The 18483-nt window shown below is 65.6% G+C and carries 20 protein-coding genes and 2 tRNA genes; 9 read left to right on the forward strand and 13 right to left on the reverse strand.

Going from position 1 to position 18483, the window contains the following annotated elements; genetic code table 11:
• Position 1: 1 nt before the first annotated feature.
• The 9 genes from G154_RS24385 to G154_RS25700 all read right to left on the reverse strand — a co-directional run bounded on the left by G154_RS24385 (position 2) and on the right by G154_RS25700 (position 5306).
• Entirely contained in the window at positions 2-670 is a 669-nt protein-coding gene (locus tag G154_RS24385; RefSeq protein ID WP_081650094.1) for an HK97 family phage prohead protease, read from the reverse strand.
• Positions 667-1071: a hypothetical protein gene (locus G154_RS24390; protein ID WP_019511784.1), complete on the reverse strand. Its 405-nt coding sequence runs from the start codon at positions 1069-1071 to the stop codon at positions 667-669. The genes G154_RS24385 and G154_RS24390 overlap by 4 nt, the downstream gene beginning before the upstream one ends.
• 200 nt (positions 1072-1271) lie before the next feature.
• A complete protein-coding gene (locus G154_RS24395; RefSeq protein ID WP_019511785.1) occupies positions 1272-1751 on the reverse strand; it encodes a hypothetical protein in 480 nt (159 codons plus the stop codon).
• Between the two features lie 232 nt (positions 1752-1983).
• Positions 1984-2205, reverse strand: a complete 222-nt coding sequence (locus tag G154_RS24400) for a hypothetical protein (protein ID WP_019511786.1) — start codon at positions 2203-2205, stop codon at positions 1984-1986.
• Between the two features lie 86 nt (positions 2206-2291).
• Positions 2292-2537, reverse strand: coding sequence for a hypothetical protein (locus G154_RS24405; protein ID WP_019511787.1), 246 nt, complete (start codon positions 2535-2537; stop codon positions 2292-2294).
• Positions 2534-3271 carry a hypothetical protein gene (locus tag G154_RS24410; RefSeq protein WP_019511788.1) on the reverse strand — a complete coding sequence of 246 codons (738 nt, stop codon included), beginning with the start codon at positions 3269-3271 and terminating at the stop codon, positions 2534-2536. The genes G154_RS24405 and G154_RS24410 overlap by 4 nt, the downstream gene beginning before the upstream one ends.
• A 52-nt stretch (positions 3272-3323) precedes the next feature.
• Positions 3324-4391: a tyrosine-type recombinase/integrase gene (locus G154_RS24415; RefSeq protein WP_045546677.1), complete on the reverse strand. Its 1068-nt coding sequence runs from the start codon at positions 4389-4391 to the stop codon at positions 3324-3326.
• Positions 4388-5014, reverse strand: coding sequence for a hypothetical protein (locus tag G154_RS24420; RefSeq protein ID WP_019511790.1), 627 nt, complete (start codon positions 5012-5014; stop codon positions 4388-4390). The genes G154_RS24415 and G154_RS24420 overlap by 4 nt, the downstream gene beginning before the upstream one ends.
• Before the next feature lie 139 nt (positions 5015-5153).
• Positions 5154-5306, reverse strand: a complete 153-nt coding sequence (locus G154_RS25700; RefSeq protein WP_200879133.1) for an excisionase family DNA-binding protein — start codon at positions 5304-5306, stop codon at positions 5154-5156.
• Positions 5307-5484: 178 nt separating this feature from the next.
• Here G154_RS25700 and G154_RS24425 point away from each other — a divergent pair, with 178 nt between their 5' ends.
• Both G154_RS24425 and G154_RS24430 read left to right on the forward strand, forming a co-directional pair.
• Positions 5485-6078, forward strand: a complete 594-nt coding sequence (locus G154_RS24425; RefSeq protein WP_023986053.1) for a hypothetical protein — start codon at positions 5485-5487, stop codon at positions 6076-6078.
• Positions 6071-7240: a tyrosine-type recombinase/integrase gene (locus G154_RS24430; RefSeq protein ID WP_019511794.1), complete on the forward strand. Its 1170-nt coding sequence runs from the start codon at positions 6071-6073 to the stop codon at positions 7238-7240. Before G154_RS24425 ends, G154_RS24430 begins: the two co-directional genes overlap by 8 nt.
• 84 nt (positions 7241-7324) lie before the next feature.
• Here the strand turns inward: G154_RS24430 and G154_RS24435 are convergent.
• Positions 7325-7398: transfer RNA gene (locus G154_RS24435), tRNA-Gly, on the reverse strand.
• A 130-nt stretch (positions 7399-7528) separates the two neighbouring features.
• Between G154_RS24435 and G154_RS24440 the strand changes: the two genes are divergently transcribed.
• The 6 genes from G154_RS24440 (at position 7529) to clpX (ending at position 12521) form a co-directional block, all read left to right on the forward strand.
• Positions 7529-7602 (forward strand) — tRNA-Pro (locus G154_RS24440).
• Positions 7603-7642: 40 nt separating this feature from the next.
• On the forward strand, positions 7643-9148 hold the full coding sequence (tig, locus tag G154_RS24445) for a trigger factor (protein ID WP_019511795.1): 1506 nt from the start codon (positions 7643-7645) through the stop codon (positions 9146-9148).
• 110 nt (positions 9149-9258) lie between these two features.
• A complete protein-coding gene (locus G154_RS24450; protein ID WP_019511796.1) occupies positions 9259-9858 on the forward strand; it encodes an ATP-dependent Clp protease proteolytic subunit in 600 nt (199 codons plus the stop codon).
• Positions 9855-10481 (forward strand): ATP-dependent Clp protease proteolytic subunit, encoded by a 627-nt coding sequence (locus G154_RS24455; RefSeq protein WP_019511797.1) that lies wholly within the window; start codon positions 9855-9857, stop codon positions 10479-10481. Before G154_RS24450 ends, G154_RS24455 begins: the two co-directional genes overlap by 4 nt.
• 153 nt (positions 10482-10634) lie before the next feature.
• Positions 10635-10937, forward strand: a complete 303-nt coding sequence (locus G154_RS26905) for a hypothetical protein (protein ID WP_019511798.1) — start codon at positions 10635-10637, stop codon at positions 10935-10937.
• 303 nt (positions 10938-11240) lie between these two features.
• Positions 11241-12521: an ATP-dependent Clp protease ATP-binding subunit ClpX gene (gene clpX / locus G154_RS24465; protein ID WP_019511799.1), complete on the forward strand. Its 1281-nt coding sequence runs from the start codon at positions 11241-11243 to the stop codon at positions 12519-12521.
• A gap of 81 nt (positions 12522-12602) precedes the next feature.
• On the opposite strand, the gene fdhD is transcribed toward clpX, so the two are convergent.
• Positions 12603-13451 carry a formate dehydrogenase accessory sulfurtransferase FdhD gene (gene fdhD / locus G154_RS24470; RefSeq protein ID WP_019511800.1) on the reverse strand — a complete coding sequence of 283 codons (849 nt, stop codon included), beginning with the start codon at positions 13449-13451 and terminating at the stop codon, positions 12603-12605.
• Complete coding sequence (locus G154_RS24475; RefSeq protein ID WP_019511801.1) at positions 13444-15762, reverse strand: FdhF/YdeP family oxidoreductase; 2319 nt, start codon at positions 15760-15762, stop codon at positions 13444-13446. The genes fdhD and G154_RS24475 overlap by 8 nt, the downstream gene beginning before the upstream one ends.
• Before the next feature lie 83 nt (positions 15763-15845).
• Between G154_RS24475 and G154_RS24480 the strand changes: the two genes are divergently transcribed.
• Positions 15846-16763, forward strand: a complete 918-nt coding sequence (locus G154_RS24480; RefSeq protein WP_019511802.1) for a LysR family transcriptional regulator — start codon at positions 15846-15848, stop codon at positions 16761-16763.
• A gap of 1 nt (position 16764) precedes the next feature.
• On the opposite strand, the gene G154_RS24485 is transcribed toward G154_RS24480, so the two are convergent.
• Positions 16765-18405, reverse strand: a complete 1641-nt coding sequence (locus G154_RS24485) for an HNH endonuclease signature motif containing protein (protein WP_019511803.1) — start codon at positions 18403-18405, stop codon at positions 16765-16767.
• Between the last annotated feature and the right edge of the window lie 78 nt (positions 18406-18483).

Raw genomic sequence — 18483 nt, forward strand, 5'->3', positions numbered from 1 at the left:
GTCAGTTCCTTTCCAGGGAGAGCAGTTTGAGGCGGCGTCGGGCTGTGGAGCTGGTGATAGTGCTGCCAGATTGGTGGGCGCGCAGAGTTGCGCTGGTGCTGCTGTAGGCCGGCCAGACGACCGGGCCGACTTCAGCCATGCGGACCTCTTTGAGGGTGCGTAGCAGGGGTGCGCGTTCGGGCTGCTCGCCGTTGTACAGGATCCGCTTGACGTCCTCGGGCTGGACGAGCTTGCCCTTGGTGTCGCGCCACTCCTCCCGGACCACGGAGAACCGGAAACTCATACCGTCGACGGCGCCGGAGGCGATGGCCTCGCGCAGTGGTTCCCACAGCGCGGCCGCGGCCATCCGCGCTGCGACGTACAGGCCACGTTCGTCTTCGTGAATGTCGGTGATCACTCCGCAGGGCAGTGAGCCGAACAGTGAGTGCCGGCCGTGGTCGAATTGGAATTTCGGGGCCAGCTCGCGCAGCGACTTGCGGAACGCGCCGGGCGCGATCTGCTCGTCGAATGTGCCCTCCCAGGAGTCGATCCGGGTGGGGGTGTTGAACATGGCGCCGTAGCCCTGGAAGTTGCGGCCATCGTCGTTGTCGGCGTCACCGGTGTCACCCGCAGTGCGGACCGCGGTGAACGGCAGCGATCGGCAGAGGTTGTTGCGCACTAGGGTTCTCATGCGCGCTCCAGGTCCAGCAGGGCCAACCGGCGGCGGGCGGTATCGGCGGAGATGCGGCGTTCGGTAGTGCTCGCGGCTGGTTGGGAGCGGGCCGGTGACTGACCTGGGAGGCCCAGGCGTATGTCGATTAGCTTGAACTCGCTGGCGCCGACGCGTTGGGTGCGGACCGTGACCGGCCAGTCGGTGGCCGTGTCGAGGGCCGCGGAAAGCGCCTCGGGCACAGTGAACGTCGCATGCAGGCCTTCGTCAGTCTCCCGCAGCTGGGCGCCTTCACCGAGCACGACAGGACGTGCCTTGCCGAGGTCGGCGAGTAGCCGAACCTTGGTCGCCCGCTCAGCGATCGTGCGGGCAAAGCAGCCGCGGATGGCGGTGTGGTCGTAGGGGACGAGGAGACCGCTCACTGTGGGGCCTTCGCCGACTGTGAGAACAGCTGAATGCGTGAGTGTTTCGCTCAAAGGATCACCAGACCGTGAACAGGCGGATACGCGCTGACGGGTGCATGGTGACCGGGGCTGTCCAGGTGGGCCGCGACGTGCGGGGCCTGGCGTGCTGCGGATACCGAGCTACCCGAAACCATAGGCGATTTCGGCGGCATGATCAATCACGCGCCGCCGCTGTGTCCCGCGATGCGGGCCGGCCAGGTCGCCAGATTCGCCGTGCAGTGGTCGGTGACCAGCTCGGGCAGCAGGGTGGCGTACATCCCCATGAGGGCCGCGACGAGCTCGGCTGGGCGGCCTGACTTGTTCGCCTTGATCATGACGGCGTTGAGCGCGTCGGTATCGCTGTCGGCGCGGGCGACGACCGCCGCGGCGGCCAGGCGCATATCCGGATCCGGTGCGGTAGTGACCGCGCCGCGGATCATCTCGTCGACCGCGGGCAACGCGCTCTCGGAGCGCAGCTCGCGGGTGATGACCCGGTAGCCGTCGATCGTGGCCAGCAGCAGCTGCGCTGAGCGGTTCTCGCGGCCGGCCTCGTTGAACACGAAGTTGATACCGGCGCGATCGATCTCGGCGGCGAACTTGATCAGGGTGGCCGCGCGCTGGAAGTCAGCGTGGGTCAGTGCTTGTGGGTCGTGAGGCATGTCGTTCCCTTTCGAAGAGTTCGGCTTGGTCGGATTTCAGATCCGACCAAGACCAGCCGGTCAGCACGGCGGCGGGATTGTTAAGCGACGCGCTGGCGAGTCGCGAAGGGTGTCTGTCGAACCGACACCCTTGGTCATGGGGGTCGCAGCTCAAATGCAACCCCATTTCAATGCGCGTGGCGGTGCGGTCTAAAAGTGTTTTATCTGCATGGCTATTCGTGTTGGACCTCGTCTATCTGCGCGGGGGCGCGGGTCGTGGGAGCGTCAGCTGGTACTCGGCCATCAGGTGGCGGCGAGGGTTGGCACGGGCGGTCTGTTCGATCAGCTGGTGGCGGCGGCCGGCGGCCAGTGCTCCGTCCACGGCGCGGGGCCCGACCCGGCATATTTGCGCCAAGGTCCACGTTCCAGGCCTCGCGTTCATCCCCAGATCGTCGGTGTAGGTCTCCAGCGCCACCAGGACGAGTTTTTGAGTCGCGGTCAGGTCGCAGTGCCCGAGAACACGATCCAGCCACTCAAAACGCTCTACAGCGGTCAGCTGAGTCAGGGGAGTCTCCCGCCCTCGTTCGGTGGCCGTCGGGGCTCGGTGAAGTCGACGGGCTCGTCATGGTGCTCGTCGACGTCGACGAGCGACGGATGGATGCGATGCAGGCACGGAATCCTGCGCAGGTGGCGGTGCCCGAAGTCATCGAGGCGGGTGCAGTACTCGCCAGCTGGTGCCTTGCACTGCGGACACGCATCGGTGAGTGCGCCGGCGTAGGCGCGCCTGCAGATCGTGGTGGTGCTCATATCGCGGCGACTCGCTCGGATCGCCAGCGTCGCATGCACGGGAGCTGTTTGGGTTCGCCGGTTTCCTGTTTGCACGGATGGTGTGCGGGCGCGTGGCAGTGCGGGCACTCGATCGTCATGTCGGCGATGTCGTAGCCGCCGGCGGTCGGCGCGCAGCTGCCGCCGCCTGGTGACGTACCCCTGAAACGTAACCCCTTCTTTTCGTCAATAGAACCGTCAATAGAAACGTCAAGTACGACATCTGGGTGTCGGTATCGGTCCCCGTTTTGTCGGTATCGGTCCCCGTTTTGTCGGTATCGGGCGTTCGCCTCGTGGGTATCGGTATGGGTGTCAGGCGATTCCGCCATCTGGGTGTCGGCATCGGTGCGGGTCGATTCCGCCATCTGGGTGTCGGTATCGTCGGCAAGCGATGCCGACACCTGAGTGGCGGAATCGGTTGTTTGCTGGATCTCGTATATCGGCGCCGCCGCACGGCCGTGGTTGTTGTTGAACCCGACCCTGACCACGCGGATCAGCCCGGCGTTCTTCAGGTCTGCGATAGCACGCTCGGCGGTGCGCTGCGACGCACCGTAGAGCACCGCCCGGATGTGGTCCCAGCGGACCGAACCCTGACGGCTCTCGGTGCCTGCCTTCTCTGCGATAGCGATCAGTGCGTGAAAGCCGCGCTCGGACAGCCCACGTGCGCGCAGGCTGTCCGACGCAGCAATCACCTCACCGACGAGCTGACCACTCATGTGGCCGTCACAACGGCAAGGTTTCCGCGCAGCGCCTCGGTCTCTTGGTCGTTCACGAGTCGGAGACGTCCCCCCAGTCGGACGCGGACAACATAGCGGCCCGGACCTCGTCGTCATCGACCGCGGTGTACCGTTCCGTCGTGGCCACCGAAGCGTGTCCGAGAAGCGTTTGCACAGCCCGGATGTTGCGACTGCCGCGGTACGCGCGGGTGGCGAACCGATGCCGCAGAGTGTGCATACTCCAGCCCTCGGGCATCACTGTCCGGATGAGGTCGCCCACCTGCTTTGGTGTCAGGTGAGCATCCGGTTTGGACCCGGGGAACAGCCAGCCGGTCGAAGGTGCCCCTGTTGTGTGTCCAGCAGCGCCTGCTGCGATCGCAGCGGCGAGCGAATCGCTGATCGGAACGACGCGTTTCTTCCCGCCTTTGCCGTGCACCAGCAGTTGCGCTCGGCCGAGGCCGCCCATCAGATCGTCTGTGCTGACACGGGCGGCCTCAGCTCGGCGCAGGCCGACTTCGCTCGCCAACCGCAGCAGAAGTGTGACCCTGGGGTTACCGCGGGCCCGGGCGATCGATGTGTGCCATATGTCGTCGGGTGCAGGCCGCGCTGCTGGCGGCGGTAATCGCACTTTCGGAAGTTCTGCTGCTGGATTGGTCGCAAACCACCCGTTGTCACTTGCCCAGATGCAGAAGCTCTTGAGTGTGCTGAACATGCTGCGGCGGGTCTCAGGTTTCCACTCGCGATGCCGGGCGAGCCACGCTGTAAGGGTTTGGCGAGTGGCGTTATCGGGAGTAACGCCGATCTCGCGGGCCATGTTGCCGAGCTGTTCGCGTCGTAGTTTGACAGTGCTCTGCGAGAAGCCTGCAGCGTCTTGTTCCTTCAGGTATCCGTCTATCAATGGGACCCATTCGACTGGAACGCTTTTCGGAACACTGCCCCCGCGTTGCCATGACCTGATGCGTTCCATGTAGGCGTCTGCACTGGCGAGGCTGCCGCTGTGCTTTATCGTGCCGTCCTGGTCGCGAAGCTGCACCGCCTCGCCACTCTTGATCAGTCGCAGGTTGAGCCGGTACGCGCGCTGTCGGACTCTACTGACCTCGGGAGTTTCCTTCGCGCTCATTGCGTCTGCTCAATGGCGCTAGCGAGCTGGCCGAGCACCAAAATCAGCTGATGCACCTGATGACTGTCAAACTCGGGTTCTGATCCGTCGGTGCTGTCGAAGCCTATATGCAGCCGGCGGCGGACAGCACCGTCATCGAACTGGGTGCCTTCGACGCTGAGGCACAACAGCCCTATCCTGCGTCGAGCTCCGACGAAATCACGGGAGTATCGACCGTCAGGCATTTGGTTGGACGTGTACACGGCCGTGGCATCCGGCGGCACAGGTAGATCGCCGAATACCGCAGCGTCGCGCACATTCTGTTCTGCCAGCCCGCGGGCGTATTCTGCCAAATCTTCGGGTTCGGCGCCGCGGGACTCCGAGTCACGCAGGAAAGTGTTCTGCGTGGGCGTCAGGTGGGTTGCCACTTCGTGCCAGCTTGTAACCGTGCCGACGCGGATTCTGCATGCATCGCCAGCCGCCGCTTCGGCGATATCACCGTTTCCGCGCTGGATGCGCCCGTCGGACAAGTCACGTTCGAGATGGCCCTGGCTGTCGGTGCGCCACGGGCCCGCGGTCACACCGTCCGGGGTCGAGACTTCGGCCAACAGGTCGTGGTCAGTGTTCGTGCTCTGTGTCATCATTGGTGCTGAACTTCCTTCCGATATGTGCTGGGGGGTTGTTCGTTCGGAATGGCGTCGGCTGCAACCGGCGCCATTCGCATATCCGGGGTGTGGTCGTCGTCGACCAGCCCCAGATCGGCGTGAGTCTCTTGTGGCCACATCAGGCGGCGCTGCCCCCGTTGTCGACCTTCTGGATGAACTCTCGGATGGCGGCCTCGGAAATCAGTCGGCGTCGACCCACCTTGACGCTGCGCAGCTCCCCGCTCGTGATCAGTGCGAAGACGGTCGACTTGCCAACTGACAGCCGGGCCATCACTGCTTCTACCGGCCAAAGTTGACTGAGTCGGTCATCGTCGTCCGGTTGTGGTTCGGCGATTGCTTTCATCCCCTCGATTCCTTCGTGTAACGAAGATCTATCGGTTTGATCTTCGCTTGGCGACGAGACTAACACGATCTTCTACAGACGCAAGAAAGTCCGTCATACTCGTCGCATGGCGAATGAAGATTCGGGTCAGCGCTGGGCAAGCGAGCTTGTTGAGCGCATAGGCAAGGCGATGAAACAAGCCCGGGGAGGGAAGTCGGCGGCATGGCTAAGTGCTCGAACGGCTGAACTTGGCTACAGGGTGTCGCCGACGGTGATTGCGAAGCTAGATTCCGGACATCGCGGCAGCGTCTTGAGCATCGCGGAACTGATTGTCATTGCGGCCGCGCTGGATGTGCCGCCGATTGCTCTCCTGTATCCGGAGCTTCCGGATGGCATGGTGGAAGTTGTTCCTGGTGAGTCGATTTCGTCGATTGACGCAGTCCGCCGGTTTGCGGGTGAGGAGAGGTCGGGTGGTTCGGATGGCGCCCGACTGCTCCTCAAATCCAGGGAGTTAGCTGAAGTTCGGCACCGTCACGAGCGGCTAGACCGCCACATTGAAAGGATGATCGAGCGGGCAGGAATAGCAAAGGGCGAGACCGCATCTCAGGCCGAGAAACGGGGCATGTCGATGGACGAGCTGATCAGCGCTGAGGACAAGCTCAGTCAACTTGAGGCGGACCTTGGTCGGATTCCCGGTGCTGTGCTGAGGGATCATGCCTAGGCAGCGGATGGCGCCGGGCGAGCACGGCAAGATTACCGTGGGACGACGCGGCGAGTTATTTTGTGCCACAACCTATGTTCGGCTGCACAATGGAAAGCTGCGTGAGCGTGAGGCGTCGTCACGGAAGTCGGCCGAGGATGCGCGGCGGGAGCTGAAACGTCGGATCCAGGCTGAGCTTGCCGCCGGGCAGCCCACGGGCGCGATCAATCAGCGCACTACGCTGACCGAGCTGTTCGAGGTGTGGTTGCCGGCCAAGGTCGCAGAGAACGGCATCGGCGAGCGCACCGCCACGCTCTACCGCGACACTTGGCGGCTGCACGGTGACGGTCAGCTCGGCGCGTTGAGGGTGGGAGAGCTGTCGACGAGCCGAGCGGATGCCTACCTGAAGGCGCTGCTGCCAGCGCCGGCGACCTACATGCGCGTCATCCTCTCGGGCATGTACTCGCTGGCCGTCAGGTTCGACGTGATCGCGCACAATCCGATCCGGGAGACCCGGACCAATAAGGCCGAGCGGAAGCCGGCCCGCGCGCTCACGACGATGGAATTCGAGAGGGTGCGCGCGGCCGTCGCGGCGTTCTGCAACCGCAAGGGGCCGGGGCCGCGGCGCGGGCGGATGCTCCCAGCGTTTGTGGAGCTGCTCGCGGCCACCGGGGCGCGGCCGGGGGAGGTGCTGGCGATCCGCTGGGAGGACGTCGACCTGCTCGGCACGCCGCCAACCGTCACGGTGACCGGGACGGTGGTTGACTCGGGCAGGGTCGCTGGGAAGCCTCTGCATCGCCAGGACTCACGCAAAGGCGGCGCTCCAGCACACACCGTCAGCTTGCCGACGTTCGGCGTCGAGGTGCTCACAGAGCTGTACGCGGTGACCGGCCCGGAGGGCACGGTGCTGGCCAACCGGGACGGCGGCCTGGTGGCCCTGACCAACATCAGGTCGGCTCTGCGGGAGGCGCTGGCCGATCATGAGGATCTCCGGTGGGTGACACCGCATAGCTTCCGCCGCACGGTGGCCACGGTGGTCCGGGACGGGCTCGGCGTGGAGGCGGCGCAACGTCAGCTCTCGCACACGCAGCTGGCGACGACCGAGGGGCACTATGTGGAGCGCGTCACAGTCGGGCCGGACACGCGGGCGGTGCTTGAGTCGTGGGCCAGCAACCAGCCTTGAAAAGTGATTGTGCGGGGAAAATGCGGGATCAGGGCCACCTCGGGTTTGCTGGCAAACTCCGAAATGGCCCTGACCTGCGTTGCATGGAGCGGGCGACGGGAATCGAACCCGCGTAGCTAGTTTGGAAGACTAGGGCTCTACCATTGAGCTACGCCCGCATGCGGTGCATCGGAGACTGTACTAGCGAAGGCGCGATCAAATCCAATTGATGGCGTCGCGACACATGCCCGTAGTATCTCGCGTGGTCGGCGTGCGTGCGTGTCGACCGAAGACAGGCACGAAGAGGCACGGGGTGTAGCGCAGCTTGGTAGCGCATCCGCTTTGGGAGCGGAAGGCCGCAGGTTCAAATCCTGTCACCCCGACCGTACGAGCAACACCGAACCATCTACGAGGAGTAACGCAGTGAAGAGCACCGTCGAAAAGTTGAGCCCGACCCGGGTCCGGATCAACGTGGAGGTGCCCTTCACCGAGCTGGAGCCAGACTTCGACCGCGCGTTCAAGCAGCTGGCCGGCCAGGTGCGGCTGCCCGGATTCCGTCCCGGCAAGGCCCCCCGCAAGCTGCTCGAGGCTCGCATCGGCCGCGGCGCGGTCCTGGAGCAGGTCGTCAACGACGCGCTGCCCAGCCGCTACAGCGAGGCCGTCACGTCCGCGGAGATCCAGCCGCTCGGCCAGCCCGATATCGAGGTCACCAAGCTCGAGGACAACGAGGAGCTGGTGTTCACCGCCGAGGTCGACATCCGCCCCGAGATCGAGCTGCCCGATCTGACCGCGCTGAAGATCACCGTCGACCCGATCGAGATCGCCGATGACGAGGTCGACACCGAACTGCAGAATCTGCGTGCCCGCTTCGGCACCCTGACCGGTGTCGAGCGCGCCGCCGCCGACGGCGACTTCGTCTCCATCGACCTGTCGGCCACCGTCGACGGCACCGAGGTGCCCGAGGCCGCCACCGAGGGCCTGTCCCACGAGATCGGTTCCGGCCAGCTCATCGACGGCCTCGACGAGGCGATCATCGGGCTCAAGACCGGTGAGTCCAAGGTCTTCACGACCACGCTGGCCGCCGGCCCGCACGCCGGCCAGGAGGCCGAGGTCACCGTCACCGTCAAGTCCGTCAAGGAGCGCGAGCTGCCCGAGGCAGACGACGAGTTCGCGCAGCTGGCAAGCGAATTCGACACCATCGACGAGCTCAAGGAGAGCCTCGTCGAGCAGGTCAAGCGGGTCAAGCGCATCCAGCAGGCCGAGCAGATCCGCGACAAGGCGCTCGAGGTGCTGCTCGCCGATGTCGAGGTGCCGCTGCCCGAGGCCATCGTGCAGGCGCAGATCGACGACACCCTGCACAACGCCATCCACGGCCTCGACCACGACGAGGACAAGTTCAACGAGAGCCTCACCGAGCAGGGCAGCAGCCGCGAGGAGTTCGACACGAACACCCGCAACGAGGCCGAGAAGGCCGTCAAGACCCAGCTGCTGATGGACGCCGTCGCCGACAAGCTCGACATCCAGGTGGGCCAGGCCGACCTGACCGAGCGGCTGGTGCTGATGTCGCGGCAGTACGGCATCGAGCCGCAGCAGCTGCTTCAGGTGCTGCAGCAGAACAACCAGCTGCCGGCGATGTTCGCCGATGTCCGCCGCGGCCTGACCATCGCCGCCGTCGTGCAGGGCGCCACGGTCACCGATTCCGAGGGCAACGTGGTCGACACCGCCGAGTTCTTCGGACCGGCCGGTGGCGAGGAGACCGCCGAGGTCGAGGTGGCCGAGGACGTGGCTGTCGAGGCTCCGGCCGCTGACGCAGAGTCCGAGTCCGAGGCCGCTGCCGACGAGGATGCTGCCGCCGAAAAGGCGGAGAAGAAGGATAAGAAGAAGGCCAAGAAAAAGTCCGACAAGAAGAGCGACGACTCCTCGGAGTGACGCTGTGAGCGAAAGCGCGCCTGTTGGGGCGTGCTCTTCGCCGCGCGTTCGTTAATGTCGGTGAACGAGTACGACAACTCGAAGAAAGCAGGTATCCAGCCGTGACTGACATGCGTGGTGGCACGTCGGGGCTCAACCTCATCGATTCGGTATACGAGCGACTGCTCGCCGAGCGGATCATCTTCCTGGGAACCCAGGTCGATGACGACATCGCCAACCGGTTGTGCGCGCAGATTCTGCTGCTGGCCGCGGAGGACCCCACCAAGGACATCCACCTCTACATCAACTCACCCGGTGGCTCGGTCACCGCGGGTATGGCCATCTACGACACCATGGTGCTGGCTCCGTGCGATGTCGCGACCTACGCGATGGGCCTTGCCGCGTCGATGGGTCAGTTCCTGCTGGCCGCCGGCACCAAGGGTAAGCGGTACGCCCTGCCGCACGCCCGGATCATGATGCACCAGCCGTCGGCAGGTATCGGTGGTAGCGCCGCCGACATCGCGATCCAGGCCGAGCAGTTCGCACTGACCAAGAAGGAAATGAACCGGCTCAACGCCCAGTTCACCGGTCAGTCCCTGGAGCGGGTGGAAACCGACGCCGATCGCGACCGCTGGTTCACCTCCTCGGAGGCCCTGGAATACGGTTTCGTCGACCACATCATCACCAGTGTCAGCGTCAACGGCGAGGGACCAGGAGCAGGTATCAAATGAACCCGATGCAATCGCGCTACATCCTGCCGTCGTTCATCGAGCACTCCAGCTTCGGTGTCAAGGAGTCCAACCCGTACAACAAGCTGTTCGAGGAGCGCATCATCTTCCTCGGCGTGCAGGTGGACGACGCCTCGGCCAACGACATCATGGCCCAGTTGCTGGTGCTCGAGTCGCTCGATCCTGATCGCGACATCACCATGTACATCAACTCCCCGGGTGGCTCGTTCACCTCGTTGATGGCGATCTACGACACCATGCAGTACGTCCGCGCCGACATCCAGACGGTCTGCCTCGGGCAGGCCGCCTCGGCCGCCGCGGTGCTGCTGGCCGCCGGTACCCCCGGTAAGCGGCTGGCGCTGCCGAATGCCCGCGTGCTGATCCATCAGCCCGCCGTCGGTGGGGCCATCCAGGGTCAGGTGTCGGATCTGGAGATCCAGGCCGCCGAGATCGAGCGCATGCGCAGCCTGATGGACTCCACCCTGGCCCGGCACACCGGCAAGGATCCTGCGGTCATCCGCAAGGACACCGACCGGGACAAGATCCTCACGGCCGCCGAGGCCAAGGATTACGGCATCATCGACACGGTGCTGGAGTACCGCAAGCTCTCGGCCCAGAACGCCTGATCAGAGCTTTCACGCACACCCCGGTTCGCCTCGCGGACCGGGGTGTGTGCTGTCCCGGGTGATCTTGCTTGACGTCTGCGTCAAAAAGGATGCGCTCGCGCGTCGGTGATGCGAAGCTGTCGTCAGGTCGGGGAAGACCGAGGGGAGTGGGCTGTGAAGAGCGCGCACAAGCTGGCATGGAGCATGGCGGGAATCGCCGCGGCGATGGGGATGACACTGGCCAACCCGGCGGTGGGCCAGGCCGAGGAGCCGGTGTGCCCGGTGGGCACATATTGGAACCCGGCGGTGGTGGAGTGTCTGCCCTACGGGGTGAACCCCGTCGTCGGACCCGCCGGGCCGGTAGGTGTCGGCGGCGTGGTCGGTCCCGTGGGCGTCGGCCCGGTGGGGCCGGGGCCGGTGGGACCGGGCCCTGTCGGGCCGGGACCGGTGGGTCCGGGTGGGCTGGGGCCCCGCTGACCGCGAACTGCCGATGTTTGCCAGTTGCCGCCGACGGTATTGTGGACAGCGGCGCACTGCACGGCGCGACCTGGTTGTTTCCACCGCGATCGGAGTAACGACGGCGACACGCCAGGGACACGGTCCGCGTGCCGCCGGGTGGCAAGGCAACAAGAGAGATATGTTCTCCTGCACGCGAACAAATACCACCGACGCGATTCGGCCCTTCGGTCGCACCGTGACGGAACGAACGGGTAGCGTCGGGTTCACACCCGGTGAAACCCACCTTTGAGTGATTGCAAACAGGAAGTAGGACCCTCCCACATGGCGCGCATTGGAGATGGCGGAGACCTGCTGAAGTGCTCATTCTGTGGAAAGAGCCAGAAGCAGGTCAAGAAGCTCATCGCAGGGCCCGGTGTCTACATCTGCGACGAGTGCATCGACTTGTGCAACGAGATCATCGAGGAGGAGTTGGCCGATGCCGACGACGTCAAGCTCGATGAGTTGCCCAAGCCTGCCGAGATCCGCGAGTTCCTCGAGGGCTACGTCATCGGTCAGGACACCGCCAAGAAGACGCTCGCGGTAGCGGTCTACAACCACTACAAGCGCATCCAGGCGCAGGAGAAGTCACGCGACTCGCGTGCCGAGCCGGTGGAGTTGGCCAAGTCCAACATCCTCATGCTCGGCCCCACCGGCTGCGGTAAGACCTACCTGGCGCAGACCTTGGCCAAGATGCTCAACGTCCCGTTTGCCATCGCGGATGCGACGGCACTGACGGAAGCCGGTTATGTCGGCGAGGATGTCGAGAACATTCTGCTCAAGCTGATCCAGGCCGCCGACTATGACGTCAAGCGTGCCGAGACCGGGATCATCTACATCGACGAGGTCGACAAGATCGCCCGCAAGAGCGAGAACCCGTCGATCACCCGCGACGTCTCCGGCGAGGGTGTGCAGCAGGCGCTGCTGAAGATCCTGGAGGGCACCCAGGCCTCGGTGCCCCCGCAGGGCGGTCGCAAGCACCCCCACCAGGAGTTCATCCAGATCGACACCACCAACGTGCTGTTCATCGTGGCCGGTGCGTTCGCGGGCCTGGAGAAGATCGTCTCCGACCGGGTCGGCAAGCGTGGCCTGGGCTTCGGCGCCGAGGTGCACTCCAAGGCCGAGATCGACACCCAGGATCACTTCGCCGAGGTCATGCCCGAGGACCTGATCAAGTTCGGTCTGATCCCCGAGTTCATCGGCCGTCTCCCGGTCGTCGCCTCGGTGACCAACCTGGACAAGGAGTCGCTGGTCCAGATCCTGTCCACCCCGAAGAACGCCTTGGTCAAGCAGTACACCCGGTTGTTCGAGATGGACGGTGTGGAACTGGAGATGACGCCGGAGGCCCTGGACGCCATCGCCGACCAGGCCATCCACCGCGGCACCGGTGCCCGTGGCCTGCGCGCCATCATGGAAGAGGTCCTGCAGCCGGCGATGTACGACATCCCGAGCCGCGATGACGTGGCCAAGGTCGTCGTCACCAAGGAGACCGTGCAGGACAACGTGCTGCCGACCATCGTGCCGCGCAAGCCGTCGCGCAGCGAACGTCGCGACAAGAGCGCCTAGCACGCCGTACACAAAAGGCCCCGCCGGATCGGCGGGGGCTTTTGTGTTTGGCTCCTTGTGTGTCGGGCTTGCGGCCCGGAATCAGACGATCCGGTCGGGCCGGGTGTAGATGTTCATCGAATCCCCGCGCAGGAACGCCACCAGCGTCAGACCCGACTGGCTGGCCAGATCCACCGCCAGCGAGGAGGGGGCCGACACCGCGGCCAGCACCGGGATACCGGCCATCACCGCTTTCTGGGTCAACTCGAACGAGGCGCGACCGCTGACCAGCAGGACGGTGCCCGTCAACGGCACCCGGTCGGCTTCCAGCGCCCAGCCGATGACCTTGTCCACGGCGTTGTGCCGCCCGATGTCCTCGCGGACCACCAGCGGCTCGCCGTCGGTATCGAACAGCGCCGCCCCGTGCAGGCCGCCGGTGGCGGCGAACACCTTCTGGCGTGCGCGCAACCGGTCGGGCAGCGCTGCCAGCATTTCGGTGCTGACGGTCACCGGATCGTCGCCGGGGCCATGCTTGCTGCTCAACCGCACCGCCTCCAGCGATGCCTTACCGCAGACACCGCACGACGAGGTCGTGTAGAAGTTGCGGGTGACATCGACATCCGGCAGCGTGACACCGGGTGCCAGCGTCACGTCCAGCACGTTGTAGGTGTTCAGCCCGTCCGGTCCCGCCCCGCTGCAGTACTGAACGGTGGCGATGTCGGCACGGCGGCCGATCAATCCCTCGGTGAGCAGAAATCCCTGCGCCAGTTCGACATCGGAGCCCGGTGTGCGCATGGTGACCGTCAGCGGGGTCCCGTTCACCCTGATCTCCAGCGGCTCCTCGACGGCCAGCGTCTCGGGCCGGGCGACCGCGCGCTCGGCGGTGGCTGGATTGCCGGCGCCGCCGGCGGTCACGTGTTGGGCCCGCACCCGGGTGGTGACCCTACCCATGGCCGCCTCCCGTCGCCGGGACGCACACCTTCTCCAGGCGCACCACGATCGCCTTGGACACCGGCGTATTCGACCGGGCCGCAACGTGGTCCAGCGGTACCAGCGGATTGGTCTCCGGGTAGTACGCCGCCGCGTTGCCGACCGGAGTGGCGTAGGCGACCACACGGAACGACTCGGCCCTGCGCTCCTGACCCTCGAACTCGGACACCAGGTCGACCGTGTCACCCTCGGTCAGGCCGAAGGCGGCGATATCGGCCGGGTTGACGAACACCACTCGGCGGCCACCCTTCACGCCGCGGTAACGATCGTCGAGACCGTAGATGGTGGTGTTGTACTGGTCGTGGCTGCGCATGGTCTGCAGGACCAGACGGCCGGGCGGCACCGGTACCCATTCCAGCGGGTAGGTGGCGAAGTTGGCCTTGCCGGTGATCGTCGGGAACTCGCGGGAATCCCGTGGCGGATGCGGGAGTTGGAATCCGTCCGGTTGGCGGACCCGGCGGTTGTAGTCCTCACAGCCGGGCACGACGGCGGCGATGGCGTCGCGGATGGTGTCGTAGTCGGCGTTGAAAGTGCGCCACGGCACCGGATGCTCCGGCCCGAACAGCGTCTGGGCGAGCTGGCAGATGATGGACACCTCGCTGCGCACCTGATCACTGGGTGGGTGCAGGCTGCCGCGGGAGAGATGCACCATCGACATCGAATCCTCGACCGACACAAGCTGTTTGCCGCCGGCTTGGATATCGCGGTCGGTGCGGCCCAGCGACGGCAGGATCAGTGCGGTCCGGCCGTGCACGAGGTGGCTGCGATTCAGTTTGGTCGAAACCTGCACGGTGAGCGTGCAATTGCGCAACGCGTGCTCGGTGACCTCGGTATCGGGGGTGGCCGAGGCGAAGTTACCGCCCATCGCCATGAACACCTTGGCCCGGCCGTCGCGCATGGCGCGAATGGCATCCACGGTGTCATAACCGTGCTCACGCGGGCTGACGATGCCGAAACGGGCGTCGAGGGCATCCAGGAACGAGTCGGGCATCTTTTCCCAGATGCCCATGGTGCGATCGCCCTGGACGTTGGAATGCCCGCGGACCGGACACAGACCCGCGCCGGGCTTACCGATCATGCCGCGCATCAGCAGCAGATTGGTGATCTCGGCAATCGAGGGTACGGCGTGCTTGTGCTGGGTCAGACCCATCGCCCAGCACACGATGATGCGCTGGGAGGTGGCCATCATGCGGGCCACCTTCTCGAGTTGGGCGCGGTCGATACCCGTGGCGGCCAGCACGGTGTCCAGATCGACCGCCCGGGTTTGGCGCTCGTAGCTCTCGAATCCGGACGTGTGCTGGGCGATGAAGTCCCGGTCGACGATCTGTGCGCTGTCACCGGCCGCATCCTGGGCTTCGAACAACAACCGGCCGAGTCCCGCGAACAGTGCCATGTCCCCTCCGAGGCGGATCTGCACGAACTCGTCGGCGATGGGCACACCATCGCCCACCACGCCGCGCACCTTCTGCGGATCCTTGAACCGGATCAGCCCGGCCTCGGGGAGGGGGTTGACGGCGATGATCTTGGCGCCGTTGGCCTTTGCCTTCTCCAGAATGGAGAGCATGCGCGGGTGGTTGGTGCCCGGGTTCTGGCCCGCGATGACGATCAGGTCGGCGACGGTGAGGTCCTCGACCGTGACCGAGCCCTTGCCGATACCGATGGAATCGATCAACGCGGTGCCCGACGACTCGTGGCACATGTTCGAACAGTCGGGCAGGTTGTTGGTGCCGAAGCTGCGGACCAGGAGCTGGTAGAGGAAGGCGGCCTCGTTGCTGGTGCGTCCTGAGGTGTAGAACGCCGCTTCGTGCGGGCTGTCCAGGGCCCGCATCTCGTCGGCGATCAGCCGGTAGGCCTCGTCCCAGCCGATCGGACGGTAATGCTCGTCGCCCGGCCGCAACACCATCGGTTCGGTCAGTCGGCCCTGCTGGGACAGCCAGTACTCGGGTTTCTCGGACAGGTCGGCGATGGTGTGCCTGGCGAAGAAGTCGGCGGTGACGGTCCGCTTGGTGGCCTCCTCGGCGACCGCCTTGGCGCCGTTCTCGCAGAACTCGGCGACCTTGCGGCCGCCGTGCTCCTCGGGCCAGGCGCATCCTGGGCAGTCGAAGCCGTGCCGCTGGTTGAGTCTGGTCAGGGTGGCCGCCGTGCGCAGCGGGCCCATCTGCTCAAGGGCTCGATGCATGCTGACCATCACCGCCTTGACGCCGGCGGCCTCGTCCTTGGGGGAGCTGACGACCAGATCGTCCTCGTGGTACATGGCGTCGACATCGGTCATGACTCCAACCTAGACCCGGCCGCGTCCGGTGCAGGCCAGATCATATTTGCCATTTCACATGCAGTGATAGACGCTTGCTATCGATGGGTAACGATATCCAGCTGCAGCATCTGGACTACCTGCTGGCGCTGGCCGCCGAGCGGCATTTCGGCCGTGCGGCGGCGCGGTGCCACGTGAGTCAGCCGACGTTGTCGGTGGCCATCCGCCGGCTGGAGAAGGACCTCGGCATCGTCATCGTCCAGCGCGGCCACCGCTTCGAGGGATTCACCGAAGAGGGGCGCCGGGTGGTGGCCTGGGCCCAGCGCATCGTGGCCGAACGCGATGACATGCTCACCGATATCGACCGGATGCGCGGTCGGTTGACCGTCACCGCCCGCATCGGGGCCATTCCGACGGCCGTGCCGGTCAGCCCGTTCATCTCCGCGGAGTTCCTGGTGCGTAACCCGGCGGCGTCGGTGCGCATCGAGGCGCTGTCGTCGCGGGAGATCGCGCGGCGATTGGCCGATTTCGAGATCGACGCGGGCCTGACGTATCTCGACGACGAGGCACCGCCGGGCACCCGTTCGGTGGAGCTGTATCGCGAACGGTATGTGCTGCTTGCTCCCGCGGACCATCCGTTGGTGGCGGCCCCAGAGGTGGCCTGGGTGGATGCCGCGAGGTTGGAGTTGTGCGTACTGACCACCACCATGCGCAATCGCCGGATCTTGGACGCCAACATGGCGGCCGAGGGAGTGCAGTATCGCCCGGCCGTGGAGGCGGATTCGGTCGACGCGCTGTACGCGCATCTCACCGGTTCGGGCCGGGCGACCATCGCCTCGACGGCCTGGTTGCCGACTCTCGGCTTGCCGCAGGGATTTTCCGCACGACCGATGGTGCAGCACGGCGCCCAGCCGGCAATCGGTCTCGTGGTGCTCGACCGGGTGCCGGCCTCCATCGTGGCGTCCGCGCTGGTCGAGGTGGCCGCCGGACTGAATATCGAGGGCCACCTCGACGGCTGGTGAGTCACGGTCCGCGCAGACCGGTGCCGCCGTGGTGGTGGTCGCCGGTGACCAGTTCCCAGAAGTCGATATCGGCGGTGACTGCGCGGAACTGTTCGAGCAACCTCTCCTCGGTGAGGTCGTCGCCGTCGTCTTCATGCCAGCCATCGTCTTCATGCCAGCCGGGGTCTGCGGGCCAGCCGGCGTCATCGCACCTGTCCTCGGACGCATCCTCGGGCGGGTACTCGGCTGGAAACAGCAGTCGATCCAGTTGCCCGACGCGTTCAGCCCATTCCGAACCGTCGTGCGGCCGGTGCCGGAGGAGTTCCGGGCGGTGGTGGTAGTTGACCCGGGCCTGGCCGTGCTCCAGTGCCGGTGGTGGATGCCATTCGCATTCGTTGCGGGCGTTGAACTTCGTCGTGTAGCCGCCATTCTCGTCGACCATCCGGTTGTCACAGCCACACGCCAGCGTCATGTCATCGACATTGGTGTTGCCACCGCGGGCGAAATCGGCTTTTCCATGGTGTGCCTGGCAGAAGTACGGGCCCTTGGTGCAGCACGGTTTGGTGCAACCCCCGTCGCGGGCGATCAGCATGATCCGCTGCGCCGCGCTGGCGGTGCGCCGAGTGCGGAAGTAGTTCAGGGCCGCGCCGGTGGCACCGTCGAAGATGGCCAGGTGGTGAGAGGCGTGCCCGGCCATCCGGATGACATCGCGGATCGGGATCTTCGTGCCGCCGCCGGAGGTGCCGATCCCGGCCAGCGAGTGCAGTTCCTGCACGGTGGTGCGGATGATCACCGCCACCGGTAGGCCGTTGAGCTGACCGGGGTTGGACATCAGGGCGATGCGTCCGATGGCGATCATCGCATCGTGCCGGCGTTGGGCCTGGGTGCGGTGGTCGTGGTCGATCTGATCCTGGCTGGGCGTACCGAGAGTGCATGGTCGGTCATCGGCGGGGTTGCACATCCCGGGGGCGGCGAACTTCGCGAAGAGGGGTTCCCATACCGCCATCGCTTCCGGATCGAGGTTCCCGGTGATCGGTGTGGTCCCGTCGCGGCGTTGGTTGCCGATGATCACCCCACGCTTGCGTTGCCGCTCACGCTCGTCGGGCACCGGGCCGTCCTGATCGAGCAGGAACAACCGGTCGGCCGCGGACTCGGCGAGTGCCTTGGGCCCCGCCCCGACGGCCTCGCGCACCAGGGCGACCTCGAACTTCTCTCGGTCGGCGGTACTGACCGAGCCGGGCAGGTCCCGCACCGCCGCACGTACCACCTTGACGTGTTCGCCGGTGATCAGCCCGGCCGCCTGGGCGACTGCGACCACTGGCAGAAGCGGAGGCAGCGGTTCGCCGGTCAACGACCGTCGCGGCCCCAGGTCGGCGGCCTCATGCAGCCGCCGGTCGGCCTCTGCAGTCGAGAGCCGCCACCGGATCCGCAGCACCTCGTTCCAGGACTTCGCACCCATCTCGCGGGCCGTGGTCTCGGCTTGCAACTGCGTCAGCAGACGATGCCGCTGAGCGGGAAGCCGGCAGGTCAACATCTCGTATTCGTCCATGACGGCGATCAACTCGGCACCGCTCAGCGACTCGAGGTCGGTGGCGGCGAACGCGTCGAAGGCGGCACGCAAATTCGCTACCGCCTCCGTCACTCGCACCGTCGCCGTGGTCATGATTCGAACATACGTGCTACTCCTCAGGTTTTCGTGGGGAGCTTGATGTGGAGCCCGCCGAGGCACAGGTAGATCATC

This window comes from Mycobacterium sp. VKM Ac-1816D (assembly GCF_000416385.1).
GTDB classification, from domain to species: domain Bacteria; phylum Actinomycetota; class Actinomycetes; order Mycobacteriales; family Mycobacteriaceae; genus Mycobacterium; species Mycobacterium neoaurum_A.

What these genes read in the sequence shown, in the direction of transcription:
- G154_RS24410 (WP_019511788.1), bottom strand. Translation starts at nt 3,271, where the DNA reads ATGAGTGGTCAGCTCGTCGGTGAGGTGATTGCTGCGTCGGACAGCCTG.
- G154_RS24485 (WP_019511803.1), bottom strand. Translation starts at nt 18,405, where the DNA reads ATGACCACGGCGACGGTGCGAGTGACGGAGGCGGTAGCGAATTTGCGT.
- G154_RS25700 (WP_200879133.1), bottom strand. Translation starts at nt 5,306, where the DNA reads ATGGCCCGGCTGTCAGTTGGCAAGTCGACCGTCTTCGCACTGATCACG.
- clpX (WP_019511799.1), top strand. Translation starts at nt 11,241, where the DNA reads ATGGCGCGCATTGGAGATGGCGGAGACCTGCTGAAGTGCTCATTCTGT.
- G154_RS24405 (WP_019511787.1), bottom strand. Translation starts at nt 2,537, where the DNA reads ATGAGCACCACCACGATCTGCAGGCGCGCCTACGCCGGCGCACTCACC.
- G154_RS24415 (WP_045546677.1), bottom strand. Translation starts at nt 4,391, where the DNA reads ATGAGCGCGAAGGAAACTCCCGAGGTCAGTAGAGTCCGACAGCGCGCG.
- G154_RS24455 (WP_019511797.1), top strand. Translation starts at nt 9,855, where the DNA reads ATGAACCCGATGCAATCGCGCTACATCCTGCCGTCGTTCATCGAGCAC.
- G154_RS24475 (WP_019511801.1), bottom strand. Translation starts at nt 15,762, where the DNA reads ATGACCGATGTCGACGCCATGTACCACGAGGACGATCTGGTCGTCAGC.
- G154_RS24480 (WP_019511802.1), top strand. Translation starts at nt 15,846, where the DNA reads ATGGGTAACGATATCCAGCTGCAGCATCTGGACTACCTGCTGGCGCTG.
- G154_RS24420 (WP_019511790.1), bottom strand. Translation starts at nt 5,014, where the DNA reads ATGATGACACAGAGCACGAACACTGACCACGACCTGTTGGCCGAAGTC.
- G154_RS24385 (WP_081650094.1), bottom strand. Translation starts at nt 670, where the DNA reads ATGAGAACCCTAGTGCGCAACAACCTCTGCCGATCGCTGCCGTTCACC.
- G154_RS24395 (WP_019511785.1), bottom strand. Translation starts at nt 1,751, where the DNA reads ATGCCTCACGACCCACAAGCACTGACCCACGCTGACTTCCAGCGCGCG.
- fdhD (WP_019511800.1), bottom strand. Translation starts at nt 13,451, where the DNA reads ATGGGTAGGGTCACCACCCGGGTGCGGGCCCAACACGTGACCGCCGGC.
- G154_RS24430 (WP_019511794.1), top strand. Translation starts at nt 6,071, where the DNA reads ATGCCTAGGCAGCGGATGGCGCCGGGCGAGCACGGCAAGATTACCGTG.
- G154_RS24450 (WP_019511796.1), top strand. Translation starts at nt 9,259, where the DNA reads ATGCGTGGTGGCACGTCGGGGCTCAACCTCATCGATTCGGTATACGAG.
- G154_RS24425 (WP_023986053.1), top strand. Translation starts at nt 5,485, where the DNA reads ATGGCGAATGAAGATTCGGGTCAGCGCTGGGCAAGCGAGCTTGTTGAG.